The sequence below is a fragment of the Terrabacter koreensis genome, assembly GCF_054783315.1.
Window position 1 is genome coordinate 1,868,187 of record NZ_BAAGQU010000004.1, and the last position, 16,286, is coordinate 1,884,472.

At 71.2% G+C, this 16,286-nt stretch carries 15 protein-coding genes; 11 read left to right on the top strand and 4 right to left on the bottom strand.

All coding sequences use genetic code 11. The annotated features are described in order from the left end of the window. Positions 1 to 60: 60 nt before the first annotated feature. Positions 61 to 585 (top strand): adenine phosphoribosyltransferase, encoded by a 525-nt coding sequence (locus ACYVNR_RS11475; RefSeq protein WP_461048180.1) that lies wholly within the window; start codon positions 61 to 63, stop codon positions 583 to 585. Between the two features lie 28 nt (positions 586 to 613). Then, positions 614 to 2,914 carry a RelA/SpoT family protein gene (locus ACYVNR_RS11480; RefSeq protein ID WP_045187948.1) on the top strand — a complete coding sequence of 767 codons (2,301 nt, stop codon included), beginning with the start codon at positions 614 to 616 and terminating at the stop codon, positions 2,912 to 2,914. Positions 2,915 to 2,982: 68 nt separating this feature from the next. Here the strand turns inward: ACYVNR_RS11480 and ACYVNR_RS11485 are convergent, their stop codons facing one another. Further along, positions 2,983 to 4,839 carry a DUF349 domain-containing protein gene (locus ACYVNR_RS11485; protein WP_461048181.1) on the bottom strand — a complete coding sequence of 619 codons (1,857 nt, stop codon included), beginning with the start codon at positions 4,837 to 4,839 and terminating at the stop codon, positions 2,983 to 2,985. Further along, positions 4,836 to 5,684 carry a peptidylprolyl isomerase gene (locus ACYVNR_RS11490; RefSeq protein ID WP_461048182.1) on the bottom strand — a complete coding sequence of 283 codons (849 nt, stop codon included), beginning with the start codon at positions 5,682 to 5,684 and terminating at the stop codon, positions 4,836 to 4,838. Before ACYVNR_RS11490 ends, ACYVNR_RS11485 begins: the two co-directional genes overlap by 4 nt. A 182-nt stretch (positions 5,685 to 5,866) precedes the next feature. Between ACYVNR_RS11490 and ACYVNR_RS11495 the strand changes: the two genes are divergently transcribed. Together ACYVNR_RS11495 and hisS are read left to right on the top strand one after the other, a co-directional pair. Continuing rightward, positions 5,867 to 6,568 (top strand): MBL fold metallo-hydrolase, encoded by a 702-nt coding sequence (locus ACYVNR_RS11495; protein ID WP_461048183.1) that lies wholly within the window; start codon positions 5,867 to 5,869, stop codon positions 6,566 to 6,568. Then, complete coding sequence (hisS, locus tag ACYVNR_RS11500) at positions 6,565 to 7,935, top strand: histidine--tRNA ligase (protein WP_461048184.1); 1,371 nt, start codon at positions 6,565 to 6,567, stop codon at positions 7,933 to 7,935. The genes ACYVNR_RS11495 and hisS overlap by 4 nt, the downstream gene beginning before the upstream one ends. A gap of 70 nt (positions 7,936 to 8,005) precedes the next feature. Here the strand turns inward: hisS and ACYVNR_RS11505 are convergent, their stop codons facing one another. Together ACYVNR_RS11505 and ACYVNR_RS11510 are read right to left on the bottom strand one after the other, a co-directional pair. After that, positions 8,006 to 8,617, bottom strand: a complete 612-nt coding sequence (locus ACYVNR_RS11505) for a hypothetical protein (protein WP_045187957.1) — start codon at positions 8,615 to 8,617, stop codon at positions 8,006 to 8,008. Further along, positions 8,614 to 9,015 carry a hypothetical protein gene (locus tag ACYVNR_RS11510; RefSeq protein ID WP_461048185.1) on the bottom strand — a complete coding sequence of 134 codons (402 nt, stop codon included), beginning with the start codon at positions 9,013 to 9,015 and terminating at the stop codon, positions 8,614 to 8,616. Before ACYVNR_RS11510 ends, ACYVNR_RS11505 begins: the two co-directional genes overlap by 4 nt. Before the next feature lie 203 nt (positions 9,016 to 9,218). On the opposite strand from ACYVNR_RS11510, the gene ald reads away from it, so the two are divergent. The 7 genes from ald (at position 9,219) to ACYVNR_RS11545 (ending at position 16,223) form a co-directional block, all read left to right on the top strand. Next, the gene (gene ald, locus ACYVNR_RS11515; RefSeq protein WP_045187961.1) at positions 9,219 to 10,334 is read left to right on the top strand and encodes an alanine dehydrogenase; all 1,116 of its coding nucleotides are present in this window, start codon (positions 9,219 to 9,221) and stop codon (positions 10,332 to 10,334) included. Next, on the top strand, positions 10,331 to 11,314 hold the full coding sequence (gene xerD / locus ACYVNR_RS11520) for a site-specific tyrosine recombinase XerD (RefSeq protein ID WP_461048305.1): 984 nt from the start codon (positions 10,331 to 10,333) through the stop codon (positions 11,312 to 11,314). The genes ald and xerD overlap by 4 nt, the downstream gene beginning before the upstream one ends. Positions 11,315 to 11,411: 97 nt before the next feature. Continuing rightward, positions 11,412 to 12,353: a ParA family protein gene (locus ACYVNR_RS11525; protein ID WP_458802060.1), complete on the top strand. Its 942-nt coding sequence runs from the start codon at positions 11,412 to 11,414 to the stop codon at positions 12,351 to 12,353. 164 nt (positions 12,354 to 12,517) lie between these two features. Continuing rightward, entirely contained in the window at positions 12,518 to 13,465 is a 948-nt protein-coding gene (locus ACYVNR_RS11530; RefSeq protein ID WP_461048306.1) for a segregation and condensation protein A, read from the top strand. After that, complete coding sequence (scpB, locus tag ACYVNR_RS11535; protein WP_045187965.1) at positions 13,458 to 14,114, top strand: SMC-Scp complex subunit ScpB; 657 nt, start codon at positions 13,458 to 13,460, stop codon at positions 14,112 to 14,114. The genes ACYVNR_RS11530 and scpB overlap by 8 nt, the downstream gene beginning before the upstream one ends. Beyond that, complete coding sequence (locus ACYVNR_RS11540) at positions 14,111 to 15,082, top strand: pseudouridine synthase (protein WP_461048186.1); 972 nt, start codon at positions 14,111 to 14,113, stop codon at positions 15,080 to 15,082. Before scpB ends, ACYVNR_RS11540 begins: the two co-directional genes overlap by 4 nt. A gap of 46 nt (positions 15,083 to 15,128) precedes the next feature. Continuing rightward, positions 15,129 to 16,223: a prephenate dehydrogenase gene (locus ACYVNR_RS11545; RefSeq protein ID WP_461048187.1), complete on the top strand. Its 1,095-nt coding sequence runs from the start codon at positions 15,129 to 15,131 to the stop codon at positions 16,221 to 16,223. The last annotated feature ends 63 nt before the right edge of the window (positions 16,224 to 16,286 follow it).

The window sequence follows — 16,286 nt, forward strand, 5'->3', positions numbered from 1 at the left end:
GGCCCGCCCCGCGGGCCACCCGTACGCACCTCAGCTCCCGACACCCCAGCAGGAGACGGCGTGAGCCAGACCAGTGACCTCGTGGCCGCACGGGTCCGTGACGTGCCCGACTTCCCGAAGCCCGGCGTCGTCTTCAAGGACATCGCCCCCCTCCTGTCCGACGGCGCGGCCTTCAGGTCGCTCGTCGAGGACGTCGCTCGGCGCTACGCCGGTCAGGTCGACGTCGTCGCGGGCATCGAGGCCCGCGGCTTCATCTTCGGGGCGCCGGTGGCCCTCGCCCTGGGTATCGGGTTCGTGCCGATCCGCAAGGCCGGCAAGCTCCCCGGCGACACCATCGCCTCCGCGTACTCGCTCGAGTACGGCACGGCCGAGGTCGAGGTGCAGGCCGACGCCTTCGCCCCGGGGGCCCGCGTGCTGCTCATCGACGACGTGCTCGCGACCGGAGGCACGGCGGCGGCAGCCTGCGAGCTCATCGAGCGCGGCGGCGCCGAGGTGAGCGCGCTCGAGTTCGTCATCGAGCTCGGCTTCCTCGACGGGCGCGACCGGCTCGCGGACCGGCCGGTCAACGCCATCCTCACGGTGTGACCTCGGGCAGACCGCCTAGACTCTCTTCATGAGCGAGGACGTCCGCAGCGAGCTGTCCACCCCGTCGCGGGTGCGCGCCCGCTTCGCGCGGTTCGGGGCGACCCGACCCGCCGGCAACCCCGTCCTCGAGCCGCTCATGACGGCGGTCCGCCAGAACCACCCCAAGGCCGACCTCTCGGTCATCGAGCGGGCGTATGCCGTCGCCGAGCACGCGCACGACGGCCAGATGCGCAAGAGCGGCGACGCGTACATCACGCATCCGCTGGCCGTGACGACGATCCTCGCCGAGCTCGGCATGACGCCGCCCACCCTCGCGGCGGCGCTGCTGCACGACACCGTCGAGGACACGGCATACGGCCTCGACGAGCTGCGCCGTGACTTCGGCGACGAGATCGCGATGCTCGTCGACGGCGTCACGAAGCTCGACAAGGTCACGTACGGCGAGGCCGCCCAGGCCGAGACGGTGCGCAAGATGGTCATCGCGATGGCGCGCGACATCCGCGTGCTCGTCATCAAGCTCGCCGACCGGCTGCACAACGCCCGCACGTGGCGCTACGTCAGCCCCGAGTCGGCCAAGCGCAAGGCCAACGAGACGCTCGAGATCTACGCGCCGCTCGCGCACCGCCTGGGCATGAACACCATCAAGTGGGAGCTCGAGGACCTCTCGTTCGCGACGCTCTACCCGAAGGTCTACGACGAGATCGTGCGTCTGGTGGCCGAGCGCGCCCCGGCCCGCGAGGAGTACCTCGCGGGGGTGCGCAGCCAGGTCACCGAGGACCTCACGGCCGCGAAGATCAAGGCGGTCGTCACGGGCAGGCCGAAGCACTACTACAGCGTGTACCAGAAGATGATCGTGCGCGGCCGTGACTTCGAGGAGATCTACGACCTCGTCGCCGTGCGAGTGCTCGTCGACACCGTGCGCGACTGCTACGCGGCGCTGGGCGCCCTTCACTCGCGGTGGAACCCGGTCCCCGGGCGGTTCAAGGACTACATCGCGATGCCGAAGTTCAACATGTACCAGTCGCTGCACACGACGGTCATCGGGCCGCAGGGCAAGCCGGTCGAGATCCAGATCCGCACGCACACGATGCACCGCCGCGCCGAGTACGGCGTGGCCGCCCACTGGAAGTACAAGGACCAGGCAAGCGGTGGCGGTCCCGCCCGTCCCGGCGAGATCACCCCGCAGAACGACATGGCCTGGCTGCGCCAGCTGCTCGACTGGCAGCGCGAGACCGAGGACCCCGGCGAGTTCCTCGACTCGCTGCGCTTCGAGATGGGCAGCAGCGAGGTCTACGTGTTCACCCCGAAGGGCTCGGTCGTCGCGCTGCCGATGGGCGGCACGCCCGTCGACTTCGCGTACGCCGTCCACACCGAGGTCGGCCACCACTGCATCGGTGCGCGCGTCAACGGTCGTCTCGTCCCGCTGGAGTCAACCCTCGAGAACGGCGACGTCGTCGAGGTGCTGACGAGCAAGGCCGACGGTGCAGGACCGTCGCGCGACTGGCTGCAGTTCGTCAAGAGCCCGCGGGCCCGCAACAAGATCAAGCAGTGGTTCAGCAAGGAGCGCCGCGAGGAGGCGATCGAGGCCGGCAAGGACTCCATCGCGAAGGCGCTGCGCAAGCAGAACCTCCCGCTCCAACGCCTCATGAGTCACGAGTCGATGACGGCCGTCGCGACCGACCTGCGCTACCAGGACATCGAGGCCCTGTATGCCGCCGTCGGCGAGGGACACGTCTCCGCCCAGCACGTCGTCGGCAAGGTCGTGGCCTCCATGGGCGGCGTCGACGGCGCCACCGAGGACCTCGCCGAGGCCACGGTCCCGACGCGCGCGGCGAGCCGGCGCCGAGCCGGCGACCCCGGCGTCGTGGTCGTCGGCACCGCCGACGTCTGGGTCAAGCTCGCGAAGTGCTGCACCCCGGTGCCGGGCGACCCGATCATCGGGTTCGTCACCCGTGGCAACGGCGTGTCGGTGCACCGGGTCGACTGCACCAACGCCGACCAGCTCACGGCCAACCCCGAGCGCCTCATCGACGTCGAGTGGGCGCCGAGCTCGGCCAGCGTCTTCCTCGTGCAGCTGCAGGTCGAGGCGCTGGACCGCAACCGGCTGCTCAGCGACGTCACGCGGGTGCTGTCCGACCAGCACGTCAACATCCTGTCGGCGTCGGTGCAGACGTCACGCGACCGGGTGGCGATCTCGCGCTTCACCTTCGAGATGGGCGACCCGGCCCACCTCGACCACGTCATCAAGGCGGTGCGACGCATCGACGGCGTCTTCGACGTCTACCGCGTCAACGGCAGCAAGTCCACCGACGCCGTGATGCGTTCCTGACCTCACGGCCACAGCAGAGTGCCCACTCGACCGGGTGATGGGTCGAGTGGGCACTCTGCTGTCGTGGGTCAGCCGCCGAACTCGGCCACTCCGGCGCGGGCCTGGTCGAGCCACACCTGTCGCGCTTCGAGGGCCTCGCGCGCCTTGCGCACCTTGCTCGCGTTGCCCGAGGCCTCGGCCTTGGCGAGGTCCTCCTCGAGGTCGGCAACCGCGCGCTCGAGCTGGTCGACCATCGCCTTGGCGCGTGCAGCGACCTCGGGGTTGCTCGACTTCCACTTGCGGTCCTCGGCGTCGCGCACGGTCTGCTCAACCCGGCGCATGGCCTTCTCGACCCGCTCCATGTCGGCCCGGGGGACCTTGCCTGCCGCGTCCCACTTGTCCTGGATGACCCGCAGCTGCGCCTTGGCCTTCTCGAGGTCGGTGACCGGGAGGATCGCCTCGGCCTCGACGAGCAGGGCCTCCTTGGCCACGAGGTTGCCGCGGAACTGCTCCTCCTCGGCGGCGACGACCTCGTCCTTGGCCGCGAAGAAGGCGTCCTGCGCTGCCTTGAAACGCGCCCACAGCTTGTCGTCGTCGGAGCGACTCGCCCGGCCCGCCCGCCGCCACTCGTCCATGAGGCGCTTGAACGCCCCTGCCGTGGCGGCCCAGTCGGTGCTCGTCGCGAGCTTCTCCGCCTCGCCGACCAGGCGCTCCTTGGCCGACTTGGCGTCGGCGTGCGCGGCGTCGAGGCCGGCGAAGTGGCTGCGGCGCGCCTTGTCGAAGCCGTTGCGCGCCGCGCTGAAGCGCTGCCACATGGCCGACTCGGTCTCGCGGTCGAGGCGCGTGGCCGCGCGCTGGTGCGCCTTCCACTCGTCGAGCAGCTCGCGCATGCGGGCGCCGCTGCTCTTCCACTGGATTCGGCTCTCGGGCTGGGACGCGATGGACTCGGCCTCGGCGACGATCTTCTCGCGCTCCGCCGTGGCGGCGGCGCGCGCCTCGGCGCGGTGCTGCTGCTCGACGTTGCGCTTGGCTGCCAGGCCCGACTGGATCTCGTCGAGCTTGGTCGCGAGGGCGTCGAGGTCTCCGACGACGGTGGCGTCCTTCACCTGTGCCGCAAGGGTCTTCAGTCCCTCGGCGACGTCCTTCGAAGGGACCTCCGGCTGCGACAGGCGCTGCTCCAGCAGCACAGCCGAAGCGAACAGCTCGTCGTACTTGCGGGCGAAGTAGGTGAGCGCCTCGGCGTCACTGGCGCCAGGGTAGGAACCGACCTCCTGCTCACCGTCCTTGGTGCGCACGAACACCGTGCCGTTCTCGTCGACCCGACCGAAGGCCGCGGAGGCCGAGTGATCGGTCGTGATGGCCGGGGGAGCGACGGTGGTGACGGCGGGGTGTGGGACGGCTTTCGCCATGGCTGCCGGCGTCGGGATCGCCGAGGGCTTGGGCACCGAGGCAGGCGTGGGCACGGCGGGCGTGGCGGGTGTGGCGGGCTCGGGAGTCTGCTCGGCTGCGGGAACCGTGGCCTCCTCGCCTGCGGGCTCCTGCGCCACCGGCTCGGTCACGGCCACCACAGCGGCCTCGGGCTCCGCCACGGGAGCAGGCTCCTGGGACTCGGGCTCGGTCACGGCCACCACAGCGGCCTCGGGCTCGACAACGGCCGGAGCATCGGAGGTCTCGCTGTCGTTCTCTGCGGCGGCAGCCTCTGCGGCGGCCGGCTCGCTGACCTCGGGCTCGACCTCGGGCTCGACCTCGACCGCGGCGGTTGCGGACTCGTCGGACCCGTGGGTCTCGACCGCGTCACCGGACTCCGTCGACTCGACGGACGAGACGGCGTCCGCCGTGTCCGCGGCAGCGGCATCGCCGGCAGGTGCGTCGGCAGGGTCGGAAGGCGCTGCCGGGACCTGCGTGCCGGTGGTCTCGTCGGTGTCGGGCTGGTTCATGTCGGTCATGCCTTCTTCTCCGTCACGCTGACGCTGAGGATGCTGATCGGGTTCACTGGCGTCGGCTGGCCTGCGGTGACCAGGCCGCCCGCCGCAATCTTGTCGACGATGTCGAGGCCCTTGGTCACCTTTCCGAAGATCGTGTAGCCGCCACCCTCGGTGGGCAACTGGGTTTCCTTGTAGGTGATGAAGAACTGGCCGCCGTTGGAGTTCGGGTCCTGGGTGCGGGCCATGGCCAGCACACCGCGCGGGTACTTGCCGTCGGCCGGCGCGTTCTCGATGCCGAACTTGTAGCCGGGGCCGCCCTCGCCGCTGCCGGTGGGGTCGCCGCACTGCAGCACGTAGATCCCCTCGGTCGTGAGGCGGTGGCACGGGCTCGGCGCCCAGTAGCCGGTCTTGGCGAGGTTGAGGAACGAGGCCACCGTCTGCGGGGCCTTCGTGCCGTCGAGCTCCATGGTGATGGTGCCGCACGTCGTCTTGACCGTGGCCACGAAGGTCTTGCCGGCGGCGGTGGCCCTGGACGGCACCGCGGTCTGCTGCTTCGGGTCGGTCTGGGCGGCCGGGGGAGCCGTGCAGCCGGCGGCCAGCTTCTGGCCCTCGAGAAGCCCGCTCGACGACGTCGCGGTCGATCCCGGCGTCGTCGTGCCCGACGGCGTCGCCTGGGCGGCGGCCGGCGTGTCGGAGCTCCCGACGAGCCTGGGCACGACGATGACGGCTGCGATGACGAGGATGACCGCGAGGATCACGCCGAAGACCTGCTTGTCGCGCGTCGAGTCGCTCACCGGCGGCTTGGCTGTCTTCTGCTGCTCTTCGTGGCGGCGGCGCGCACGTGCGCGTTCCTGCTCTTTGGTCACTGACCTCTCCTCGTACGGGCCACATGGGTTGTCCCCGGGCGTTCGGTCATTTTATGGAACGACTGCTGTGCGTACGCAGCGGGACGGGTCACGAGTCCGTGACAACTCCCCTCAGACGGGCGGATTTACGTCCGGAGGCCGGCGAGACGGCATACGCAGGCACCCGTCGCTAGGCTCCGTGGGTGCTGACGATCGCGTTCCCCGCCCAGGCGTTCGACACCAACTGCTACGTGCTCGCGCCGGCGGCAGGGGAGGAGTGCCTCATCGTCGACCCCGGCGTCGGGGTGGAGGAGACGCTGCGCGAGGTGCTGGCGGAGCACCGACTGCGGCCCGCCGCCGTGCTGCTCACGCACGGGCACGTCGACCACGTCTACTCGGTGACGCCCGTCTGCGGTGCCGACACCGCCGCGTACATCCATCCCGAGGACCGCTACCGGCTGCACGACCTGCTGGCCCGGAGCAACCCGGGGCTCGTCGCGATGCTGGAGCAGCAGTTCGGCACCGCAGCGACGTGGACCGAGCCGACGAACGTCGTCGAGATCGTCGACGGCACCCGGCTCACCTTGGCCGGCATGGACGTCGACGTGCACCACGCGCCCGGGCACACCGAGGGCTCCGTGATGTTCGGCCTCGACCGCGTACCCGACGGGATCCGCGACCAGGTCGACGTCGACCGCACCATGGTGACCGGTGACGTGCTCTTCGCCGGCTCCATCGGTCGCACCGACCTCCCGGGCGGCGACGCGGCCGCCATGCAGCGCAGCCTGCGCGAGAAGGTGCTGCCCCTGCCCGACACGACGCTCGTGCTGCCCGGCCACTACCAAGCCACGACCATGGCCCACGAGCGCGCCACCAACCCCTACCTGAAAGACTTGTCCGCGTGAGCACCTCCCAGCCGAAGGCCACCAAGGTCCTGCCGATCAGTGGCTTCCCCGAGTACCTCCCGTCCGAGCGCATCGTCGAGCAGCGCTTCCTCGACGTCATCCGCGAGACGTTCGAGCTGCACGGCTTCTCCTCGGTCGAGACCCGCTCGATCGAGCCCGTCGACCGGCTCCTCGGCAAGGGCGGCGACGCCGACAAGGAGATCTACGCCGTGTCGCGCCTCGCGGGTGACGACGACGACGCGCGCTGGGGCCTCCACTTCGACATGACGGTGCCGTTCGCGCGCTACGTGCTGGAGAACGCCGGCAAGCTCTCCTTCCCGTTCCGGCGCTACCAGATCCAGAAGGCGTGGCGCGGCGAGCGCCCCCAGGAGGGTCGATACCGCGAGTTCACCCAGGCCGACATCGACGTCGTCGACGTCGGCAACCTGTCGTCGCACTTCGAGGCGGAGATGCCCCTCGTCATCGCGGACGTGTTCAGCAAGTTCCCGGTCGGCGAGTTCGTCATCCAGGTCAACGACCGCAAGATCCCGAACGGCTTCTACCAGGGCATCGGCATCACCGACGTCATCGGGACGCTGCGCATCGTCGACAAGCTCGACAAGGTCGGGCCCGAGAAGGTCAGGGCGATGCTCCTCGAGGCCGGAGCCACCGATCAGCAGGCCGACCAGTGCCTGGCGCTGGCCGAGATCCGGTCGACCGACCTCGGCTTCGTCGAGCAGGTGCGGGCCCTGGGTGTCGAGCACCCGCTGCTCGAGGAGGGTCTCGAGTCGCTCGCCAACGTCATCCGGACCGGCATGGCCCACGCCCCGGGCAAGCTCGTCGCCGACCTGCGCATCGCCCGCGGCCTCGACTACTACACCGGCACGGTGTACGAGACGCAGTTCGTCGGGCACGAGTCGTGGGGCTCCTTCTGCTCCGGCGGGCGCTACGACGCGCTGGCGAGCGACGGGCGCACCACCTACCCCGGCGTCGGCATCTCGATCGGCGTCACCCGCATCCTCGGCCTGCTCATCGGCCGCGGGCTCGTCACCGCCTCGCGCTCCACGCCCGCCGCGGTGCTCGTCGCCCTCAACGACGACGAGTCCCGCGATGACGCCGTTGCCATCGCAACCACGTTGCGCCGCAGGGGGATCGCCTGCGAGGTGGCTCCGTCGGCGGCCAAGTTCGGCAAGCAGATCCGGTACGCCGAGCGCCGCGGGATCCCGTACGTCTGGTTCCCCGGGGCCGGCGAGTCGGGCGACGAGGTCAAGGACATCCGCAGCGGTGAGCAGGTGCCGGCTGCCGCCGGCACGTGGGCGCCCCCGGCGGAGGACCTCGCGCCGGCCGTCACGCGCGCGGACGCCCCGCGCCCTGACGTCAGGAACTGAGCACTCGACTCATCCCTGACGTCGAGTGCCCACTTCCCGGCGCGGGAACGTGGGCACTCGACGTGAGGGTTCAGTGGCCCGGGGGAGGACGAAGCCCTTGGTCGCGGAGCTCGAGGAGGGCCAGGCGGCGGATCACGTCCCGGTCCTGGCGCCGCCACGCGCCCGCTGGGTCGTCGGAGACCTTCGCGAGCGTGCGCATCGGCTGGGTCGCCATGGCCCGCAACGCGAACAGGTCGAGGTCCTCACCCGCGTCGATGAAGCGCTGGGAGCGGGTGGCGTTGCGCACGAAGCGGACTCGCACCCAGAGCCACACGCAGAGGACGGCCAGGATCGGGACGAGGGCGGTCGCGAGTCCCAGACCGAGCGCCAGGGTCTCGACGGTGTCGGCCATCGAGGTCCCGGCCTGCTCCAGCGTCGTGCCCGAACCCGCGGCCTGGGTCAGCCAGGTGCGCAGCTGGTCGCCGACGAGCGGGATCTGTCCGGCCTGGTCACCGGCCCCGGTCAGGGCTCCGTTGACCGACCTGCCCGCCGACGTGATCGAGTCTGCGGGTGCTCGCAGGGCCTGCACGGTGTCGTGGACCTGCCGGCCGGCGTAGACCCACACGCCGATCCACAGCAGCATGAGCACGTCGGCGACGATCTGCCGGGTGCGACGGGCGGGACTGTGCGCGTAGAACCTCACGGGCCCATGTTGGCGAAGATCGCGATGAGCAGCACCATGAGGAGCACGACGGCCACGGGGCCGGCGACGAGACAGGCCAGCAGGAAGCCCTGTGCGAACGGGCGCAGGCGCACGGACGACGTGGCTGCCGCGGCCGCGACGAAGCCCACGGCGAGCAGGGCGAGACCCCCCGGCAGCTCGACGCCCCGGAAGACGGTGCCCCACACCGCCACCACGGCGAAGACCGTTCCCGCGACGACCCCCTGACGCCGTGTCGGCCCCGTCGTGGAAGAGGAGGTGACCGTGGCCGAGGGCAGACCCGGCGCCGTGGGCCGCAGCGGGACCTCGTGCCGGCGCCGCCGGGTGCCGGCGGGCGTCGTCGGCCACGTGTACCGCTCCTCGGGTGGCAGGATGCTCACACCGGCTCCTCCCTGCTCGGCGACCGCAGCGGGTCGGGTGGCCCCACTCTGGCAGGGCGACGGACGGCCTCGTGGGTGTTGCGCGTGGACGTGACCGGGTCGTGACAGCCGTGGATACAGTTGGCTCGCGGCCCCCGGGAGGGGCCCTCGTCCGCCACGGCAACGGCGCCGGGCGGCGACAGTCCGGAAGGAAGTGCAGCAGCATGAAGGTCGGCATCCCCCGCGAGGTCAAGAACCACGAGTACCGCGTGGCCATCACCCCGTCCGGCGTGCACGAGCTCACCGACCACGGGCACGAGGTGTTCGTCGAGAAGGACGCGGGTGTCGGGTCGCAGATCAGCGACGACGACTACGTGGCCGCGGGCGCTCGCATCATCGGCTCCGCCGACGACGTGTGGGGCGAGGCCGAGCTGGTGCTCAAGGTCAAGGAGCCCGTGGCCGAGGAGTACCACCGGATGCGTGAGGGCCTGACCCTCTTCACCTACCTGCACCTCGCGGCCGACAAGCCGCTCACCGAGGAGCTCGTCAAGCGCAAGGTCACCGGCATCGCGTACGAGACCGTGCAGCTGCCCTCCGGCGCCCTGCCGCTGCTCTACCCGATGTCCGAGGTCGCCGGCTGCCTCGCGCCGCAGGTCGGCGCGCACGCGCTCATGCGCGCGCAGGGCGGCCGCGGCGTGCTCCTGGGTGGTGTCGGCGGCGTGGCGAACGCGAAGGTCGTCATCCTCGGCGCCGGCGTGTCGGGGCAGAACGCCGCCAACATCGCGCTCGGCATGGGCGCCGACGTCACCCTGCTCGACACCGACCTCGACAAGCTGCGCATGTCGTTCTGGCGCTACGACAACCAGGTCCACGGGCTCGCCTCGTCGAAGCTGACGGTCCAGGAGCAGGTGCTGCAGGCCGACATGGTCATCGGCGCGGTGCTCATCCCGGGTGCCGCGGCGCCCAAGCTGGTCTCGAACGAGCTCGTGTCGCAGATGAAGCCCGGCTCGGTCCTCGTCGACATCGCCATCGACCAGGGCGGCTGCTTCGAGGACAGCCACGCGACGACGCACGCCGACCCGACCTACACGGTCCACAACTCGGTCTTCTACTGCGTCGCCAACATGCCGGGCGCGGTGCCGAACACGTCGACCTACGCCCTGACGAACTCCACGCTGCCGTATGCCGTGAAGCTGGCCAACCAGGGGTGGCGCGACGCGCTGCGCGCCGACCACGCGCTCGGCCTCGGCCTCAACACCCACGACGGCCACGTGACCTACGCCGGTGTCGCGGAGGCGCACGGCATGCAGTCGGTCAGCCTCGACGAGGCCCTGTCCTGACGGAGCAGCTCGTCACCGAGCCACCCGCGGCACGGCTCTCGCGCCTCGAGCGCGACGTCCGCGGGTGGCTCGACCACGTCCGGGTCGAGAAGGGAGCGTCGGACAACACGCTGAAGTCCTACGCCCGGGACCTGCGGGGCTACAGCACGTTCCTGGCCGCGAGGGGCATCGACGACGCCGGCCGGGTCAGCGAGGCCGATGTGACCGACTTCCTCGCCTCGCTGCGCGAGCGCGGCCTGGCCGCGTCGTCGGCCGCCCGGAGCCTCGTCGCCGTGCGCGGCTTCCACCGTTTCCTCGCCCTCGAGGGCGAGGTGGCCTCCGACCCGGCCGCCAACGTCGCCCCGCCCAAGCCCCCGGCGCGGCTGCCGAAGGCCATCCCCGTCGAGGCCGTCGAGCGGCTCCTCGCGGCCGCATCGGTCGGCGACACGCCCGAGTCGCTGCGCGACCGTGCACTGCTCGAGGTGCTCTACGGCGTGGGCGCACGCATCAGCGAGGCGGTCGGCCTCGACGTCGACGACCTCGAGACCGCCGGCCCCTCCGACGCGTCGCCGGACTCACCCTCGGGTCCGGGAGTCGGCTCCGTGCGGCTGCACGGGAAGGGCGGCAAGGAGCGCGTCGTGCCGGTCGGCAGGTACGCCCTCGAGGCCGTGACGGCATACCTCGTGAGGGGCCGACCGGCCCTCGCCACGCACGGAAAAGGGGGTCCGGCCCTCTTCCTCAACCAGCGCGGCGCCCGGCTCTCGCGACAGTCGGCGTGGGCGATCATCCAGCGCGCGGCGTCCCGCGCCGGGCTCGAGCACGTCTCGCCGCACACGCTGCGACACTCCTTCGCCACCCACCTGCTCGACGGCGGCGCCGACGTACGCGTCGTGCAGGAGCTCCTCGGGCACGCCTCGGTCACGACGACGCAGATCTACACGATGGTCTCCGTGCACCGGCTCCGCGAGGTGTATGCGGGCGCCCACCCCCGTGCCCGCTGATAGGGTCACACGTGATCAGCGAGAGGCTGACCGCAGCATCCCAGGGGCAACGCCGAGCGGAGTGGAACACCCGGTGAACGAGGAGTCACACCAGAGCATGCAGTCCGTGCCGTCAGCAGACCTCGACCCGCCTCGCCACCCCACCCTCAGCTCCGTCCCGGTCGCCCAGCTCCCCGGCACCGAGTCGGCCGGCTCCGGCGCGATGGGCCCGACCGGTCGCCCGCTGCCCGACTTCCCCGACCCCGTGACGCTGTCCAGCCACGGGCCGGCGCGCATCATCGCCATGTGCAACCAGAAGGGCGGCGTCGGCAAGACCACGACGACGATCAACCTGGGCGCAGCGCTGGCCGAGCTCGGCCGCAAGGTCCTCGTCATCGACTTCGACCCCCAGGGGGCGCTGTCCGTCGGCCTCGGCGTCAACGCCCAGGAGCTCGACACGACGATCTACAACCTCCTCGTCGAGCGCGGCCACGAGATCCACGACGTCATCCAGCAGACGCGCACGCCCAACCTCGACCTCGTGCCGGCCAACATCGACCTGTCGGCTGCAGAGGTGCAGCTCGTCGGCGAGGTCGCTCGTGAGCAGATCCTGGCCCGCGTGCTGCGGCCCGTCGTCGACGAGTACGACGTCATCCTCATCGACTGCCAGCCCTCGCTCGGCCTGCTCACGGTCAATGCCCTCACGGCGGCGCACGGCGTGGTCATCCCGCTGGAGTGCGAGTTCTTCGCGATGCGCGGAGTCGCCCTGCTCATCGACACCATCGACAAGATCACCGACCGGCTCAACCCGCGCCTGCACGTCGACGGCATCCTCGCGACGATGTACGACAGCCGCACGCTGCACAGCCGTGAGGTCGTGCGTTCGGTCGTCGACCACTTCGGCGACCAGGTCTTCCACACCGTCATCAGCCGCACCGTGAAGTTCCCCGACGCCACGCTCGCCGCCGAGCCGATCACGTCCTACTCGTCCGAGCACTCCGGTGCCAACGCCTACCGCCAGCTCGCCCGCGAGCTCATCGCACGCGGTGGGGCGGCCTGATCCGCAGTGAACTGATGGTCGGGCAGGACACCGTCGACCGCGACGCGGTCGACCCCGGCGCAGGCATGCCCGCGCCCGGGCCGGTCGGCGGACCGGTGACCGAGCACGTCGCCGAGCACGTCACCCAGCCCGGCAGCGACTCCAGCGGCGAGTCGAACGGCGAGATGGTGCCGGGTGGCGTCATCACCCGCCGCACCGTCACCCCCTTCGAGGTCCACCTGGACGTCTTCTCGGGCCCGTTCGACCTGCTGCTCGGCCTGATCAGCAAGCACAAGCTCGACATCACCGAGGTCGCGCTCGCCCAGGTCACCGACGAGTTCGTCGCGCACATCAAGGCCGCGCAAGCGGCCGACGCCGACTGGGACCTCGGGCAGGCCTCGGAGTTCCTCCTCATCGCCGCGACCCTCCTCGACCTCAAGGCGTCGCGCCTGCTGCCGCAGTCGGGTCCGCAGGACGACGAGGACCTCGCACTCATCGAGGCTCGCGACCTGCTCTTCGCACGCCTCCTGCAGTACCGCGCCTACAAGGAGATCGCGAACACCTTCCGTGACCGGATGGCGACCGCCGGCCGCATCACCCCGCGCCAGGCCGGGCTCGATGACGAGTTCGCGAGCCTGCTGCCCGAGCTCGTCATCGCGGTCACGCCCGAGCAGTTCGCGCGCATCGCCGCTCGGGCCATGACGCCCAAGATCGCGCCCACGGTGGGCCTCGACCACCTGCACGCGCCGCAGGTCAGCGTGCGCGAGCAGGCGGCGATCATCGTCGAGCGGGTGCGCAACCGCGGCCAGGTCTCGTTCCGGAGCCTGGTCGCCGACGCCGACAGCACCCTCGTCATCGTGGCCCGCTTCCTCGCCCTGCTCGAGCTCTTCAAGGAGGCGGCGATCGCCTTCGAGCAGGCCGAGGCGCTCGGTGAGCTCGACATCCGCTGGACCGGTGCCGACGTCGGCGACGTGGCCATCGACGACGAGTTCGACGAGCAGATCGACGGGCAGATCGAGGAGCAGATCGACGGCGAGCCCGCCGAGGCGGACGATGAGGACGAGACGCGAACCGATGCAGAGCAGGACGCGGGCGCAGTCGCCGCCCCCGGAGGAGGAACAGACGATGAGTGAGCAGTCGGCGCAGGGGCCCGACGCGACCGCCGAGCCCGAGGTGCTCGACGAGCGCGAGGGTGCCGACGAGCAGATCGCCTTCGACATCAACGACTTCCCGGGCGGTGCCCGGTCGGCGCTCGAGGCGGTGCTTATGGTCGTCGACGAGCCGGTGACCGAGGTCGCGCTCGCGTCGGCGCTCGAGCTGCCCGTCGAGGACGTCCGCGGCCACCTCGTGGCGCTCGAGGAGGAGTATGCCGCTGCGCAGCGCGGTTTCACCCTGCGCAGCGTCGCGGGTGGGTGGCGCGTCTACAGCCGCTCCGACTTCGCGCCCGTCGTCGAGAAGTTCGTGCTGGACGGCCAGCAGGCCAAGCTCACCCAGGCCTCGCTCGAGACGCTGGCCGTGATCGCCTACCGGCAGCCCGTCTCGCGGGCCCGGGTCAGTGCGGTCCGCGGCGTCAACGTCGACGGCGTCGTGCGCACCCTGACGTCGCGAGGCCTGATCGAGGAGGTGGAGGACGCCGGCGAGAGCGGCGCCGTCCTCTACCGCACCACGCCCTACTTCCTGCAGCGGATGGGGCTGTCGTCGATCGACGACCTCCCGGCCCTCGCGCCGTACCTGCCGGACGCCGACGTCATCGACGAGCTCATCGAGGAAGGACACGCATGAGCGAGTACTCCAGGTCACCCCGCCAGCCCCGCAAGAAGGGCTCGGCCGCCGGTGGCGCCAAGGGTCGCCCGGGAGCGGCCCGAGGCGGCGCCACCCGCGGTGGCAAGCCCAGCAAGCCCGGCAAACCCAGCAAGGGCGGCAAGGGCGGCTCAGCGGGTCCCCGCTTCGCGGGCTCGACCAAGGCGAGCCAGCCCACCAAGCTGCCCGAGCGCCGGTCGGCCCCCGAGATCGACGTGCACGACCCCGAGGGCGTGCGCCTGCAGAAGCTCATGGCGGCCGGGGGAGTCGGTTCGCGCCGCGTCTGCGAGAACCTCATCGAGCAGGGCCGCGTCGAGGTCGACGGGCAGGTCGTCACCGAGCTCGGGGTGCGCATCAACCCGCGCACCCAGGTCGTGCACGTCGACGGCGTCCGGGTCAACCTCGACGAGGACCGCGTCTACCTCGCCTTCAACAAGCCCAAGGGCGTCGTCACGACGATGAACGACGAGCTCGGTCGCATCTCGCTCGCCGACTACGTCGGCAACCGCGAGGAGCGGCTCTTCCACGTCGGGCGCCTCGACGCCGACACCGAGGGGCTGCTGCTGCTCACGAACGACGGCGACCTCGCGCACCGGCTGCAGCACCCGGCATACGGCGTGCTCAAGACGTACATCGCGACGATCCGTGGCCCGGTGCAGCGCGACGTGGGCAAGCGGCTGCGCGAGGGTGTGGAGCTGGAGGACGGTCCCGTCACCGTCGACTCGTTCCGCATCGTCGACCACCAGCCCGGCAAGGCGATGGTCGAGGTCGTGCTGCACGAGGGACGCAAGCACGTCGTGCGACGCATGCTCGAGGCGGTCGGTCACCCGGTGCTCGAGCTCGTGCGCACCGAGGTCGGCCCGATCCGCCTCGCCGACCTCAAGTCGGGTCGCACGCGCCGGCTCAACAAGGCGGAGATCGGCGCGCTCTACAAGGCCGCGGGTCTGTGACACGGACGTGCCGACCGCACCCTGACGGCGTCGCTACGCTGACGGGGTGACCACGCACGTCCGCATCGTCGGGGTTGGCCTGATCGGCGCCAGCCTCGGAATCTGCCTGTCCAGCAACGGGTTTCGTGTCTCGATCGAGGACCCGTCGCCGACGGCGGCTCGCCTGGCGCGCGACCTGGAGGCCGGTCAGCTCGCCGACGACCTCACCGTCGACCCCGCGGACGCCCCCGACGTCGTGGTCGTGGCTGCGCCACCCGACGTGACGGCCGGTGCGGTCATCGCAGCGCTCGACCGGTGGCCCGACGCCGTCGTCACCGACGTCGCCTCCGTCAAGGAGGCCGTCCTGGTCGAGGTCCTCGACTCGGGTGCCGACTCGAGCCGCTACGTGGGGTCGCACCCGATGGCCGGCCGCGAGCGGTCCGGCACCGCCGCCGCCCGTGGCGACCTCTTCGACGGCCGCGCCTGGGTGGTCGTGCCCCACGAGGGGTCCACCGACGCGGCCGTCAAGAAGGTGCGCGAGATCGCGACCGCCGTCGGCAGCGCCGTCCGCGTCATGCCGGCCCACGAGCACGACGAAGCCGTGGCGGCCGTGTCGCACGTGCCACAGCTCGCCGCGAGCATCGTGGCGGCCTGCCTGAGAGAGCTTCCCGAGTCGGCGGTCGGGCTGGCAGGTCAGGGGCTGCGCGACGTGACCCGCATCGCTGCGAGCGACCCACGCCTGTGGACCCAGATCCTGGCCGGCAACGCGCCCGCCGTGCGCGACGTGCTGCGCCAGGTGCGCGACCAGGTCGACGACGTCGTGGCCGCCCTGGACGCCCTCGTCGACTCTGGCGGAGAGGGCTCGCTCGGCACCCTCAGCCGGGTGCTCGAGGCCGGCAACCTCGGCCACGCGCGCATCCCCGGCAAGCACGGCTCGGCGCCCGCGGCGTACGAGGTCGTGTCGGTCATCGTCCCCGACGAGCCGGGCTCGCTCGGCCGCCTGTTCGGCGACATGGGCAACGCCGGCATCAACCTCGAGGACCTGCACCTTGAGCACGGGCTCGGCCAGGCCGTGGGCGTCGCCGAGATCTCGGTCGTGCCGGCCTCGGTCGAGCCGCTCCGGGCCGAGCTGACGCGTCTCGGTTGGCGACTCCACGACTGAGCCGCCCCGGGTGCGGAGACCCCCACCTGACGACTGGGGGACCGCTGGAGGAGGGGCGGCGAC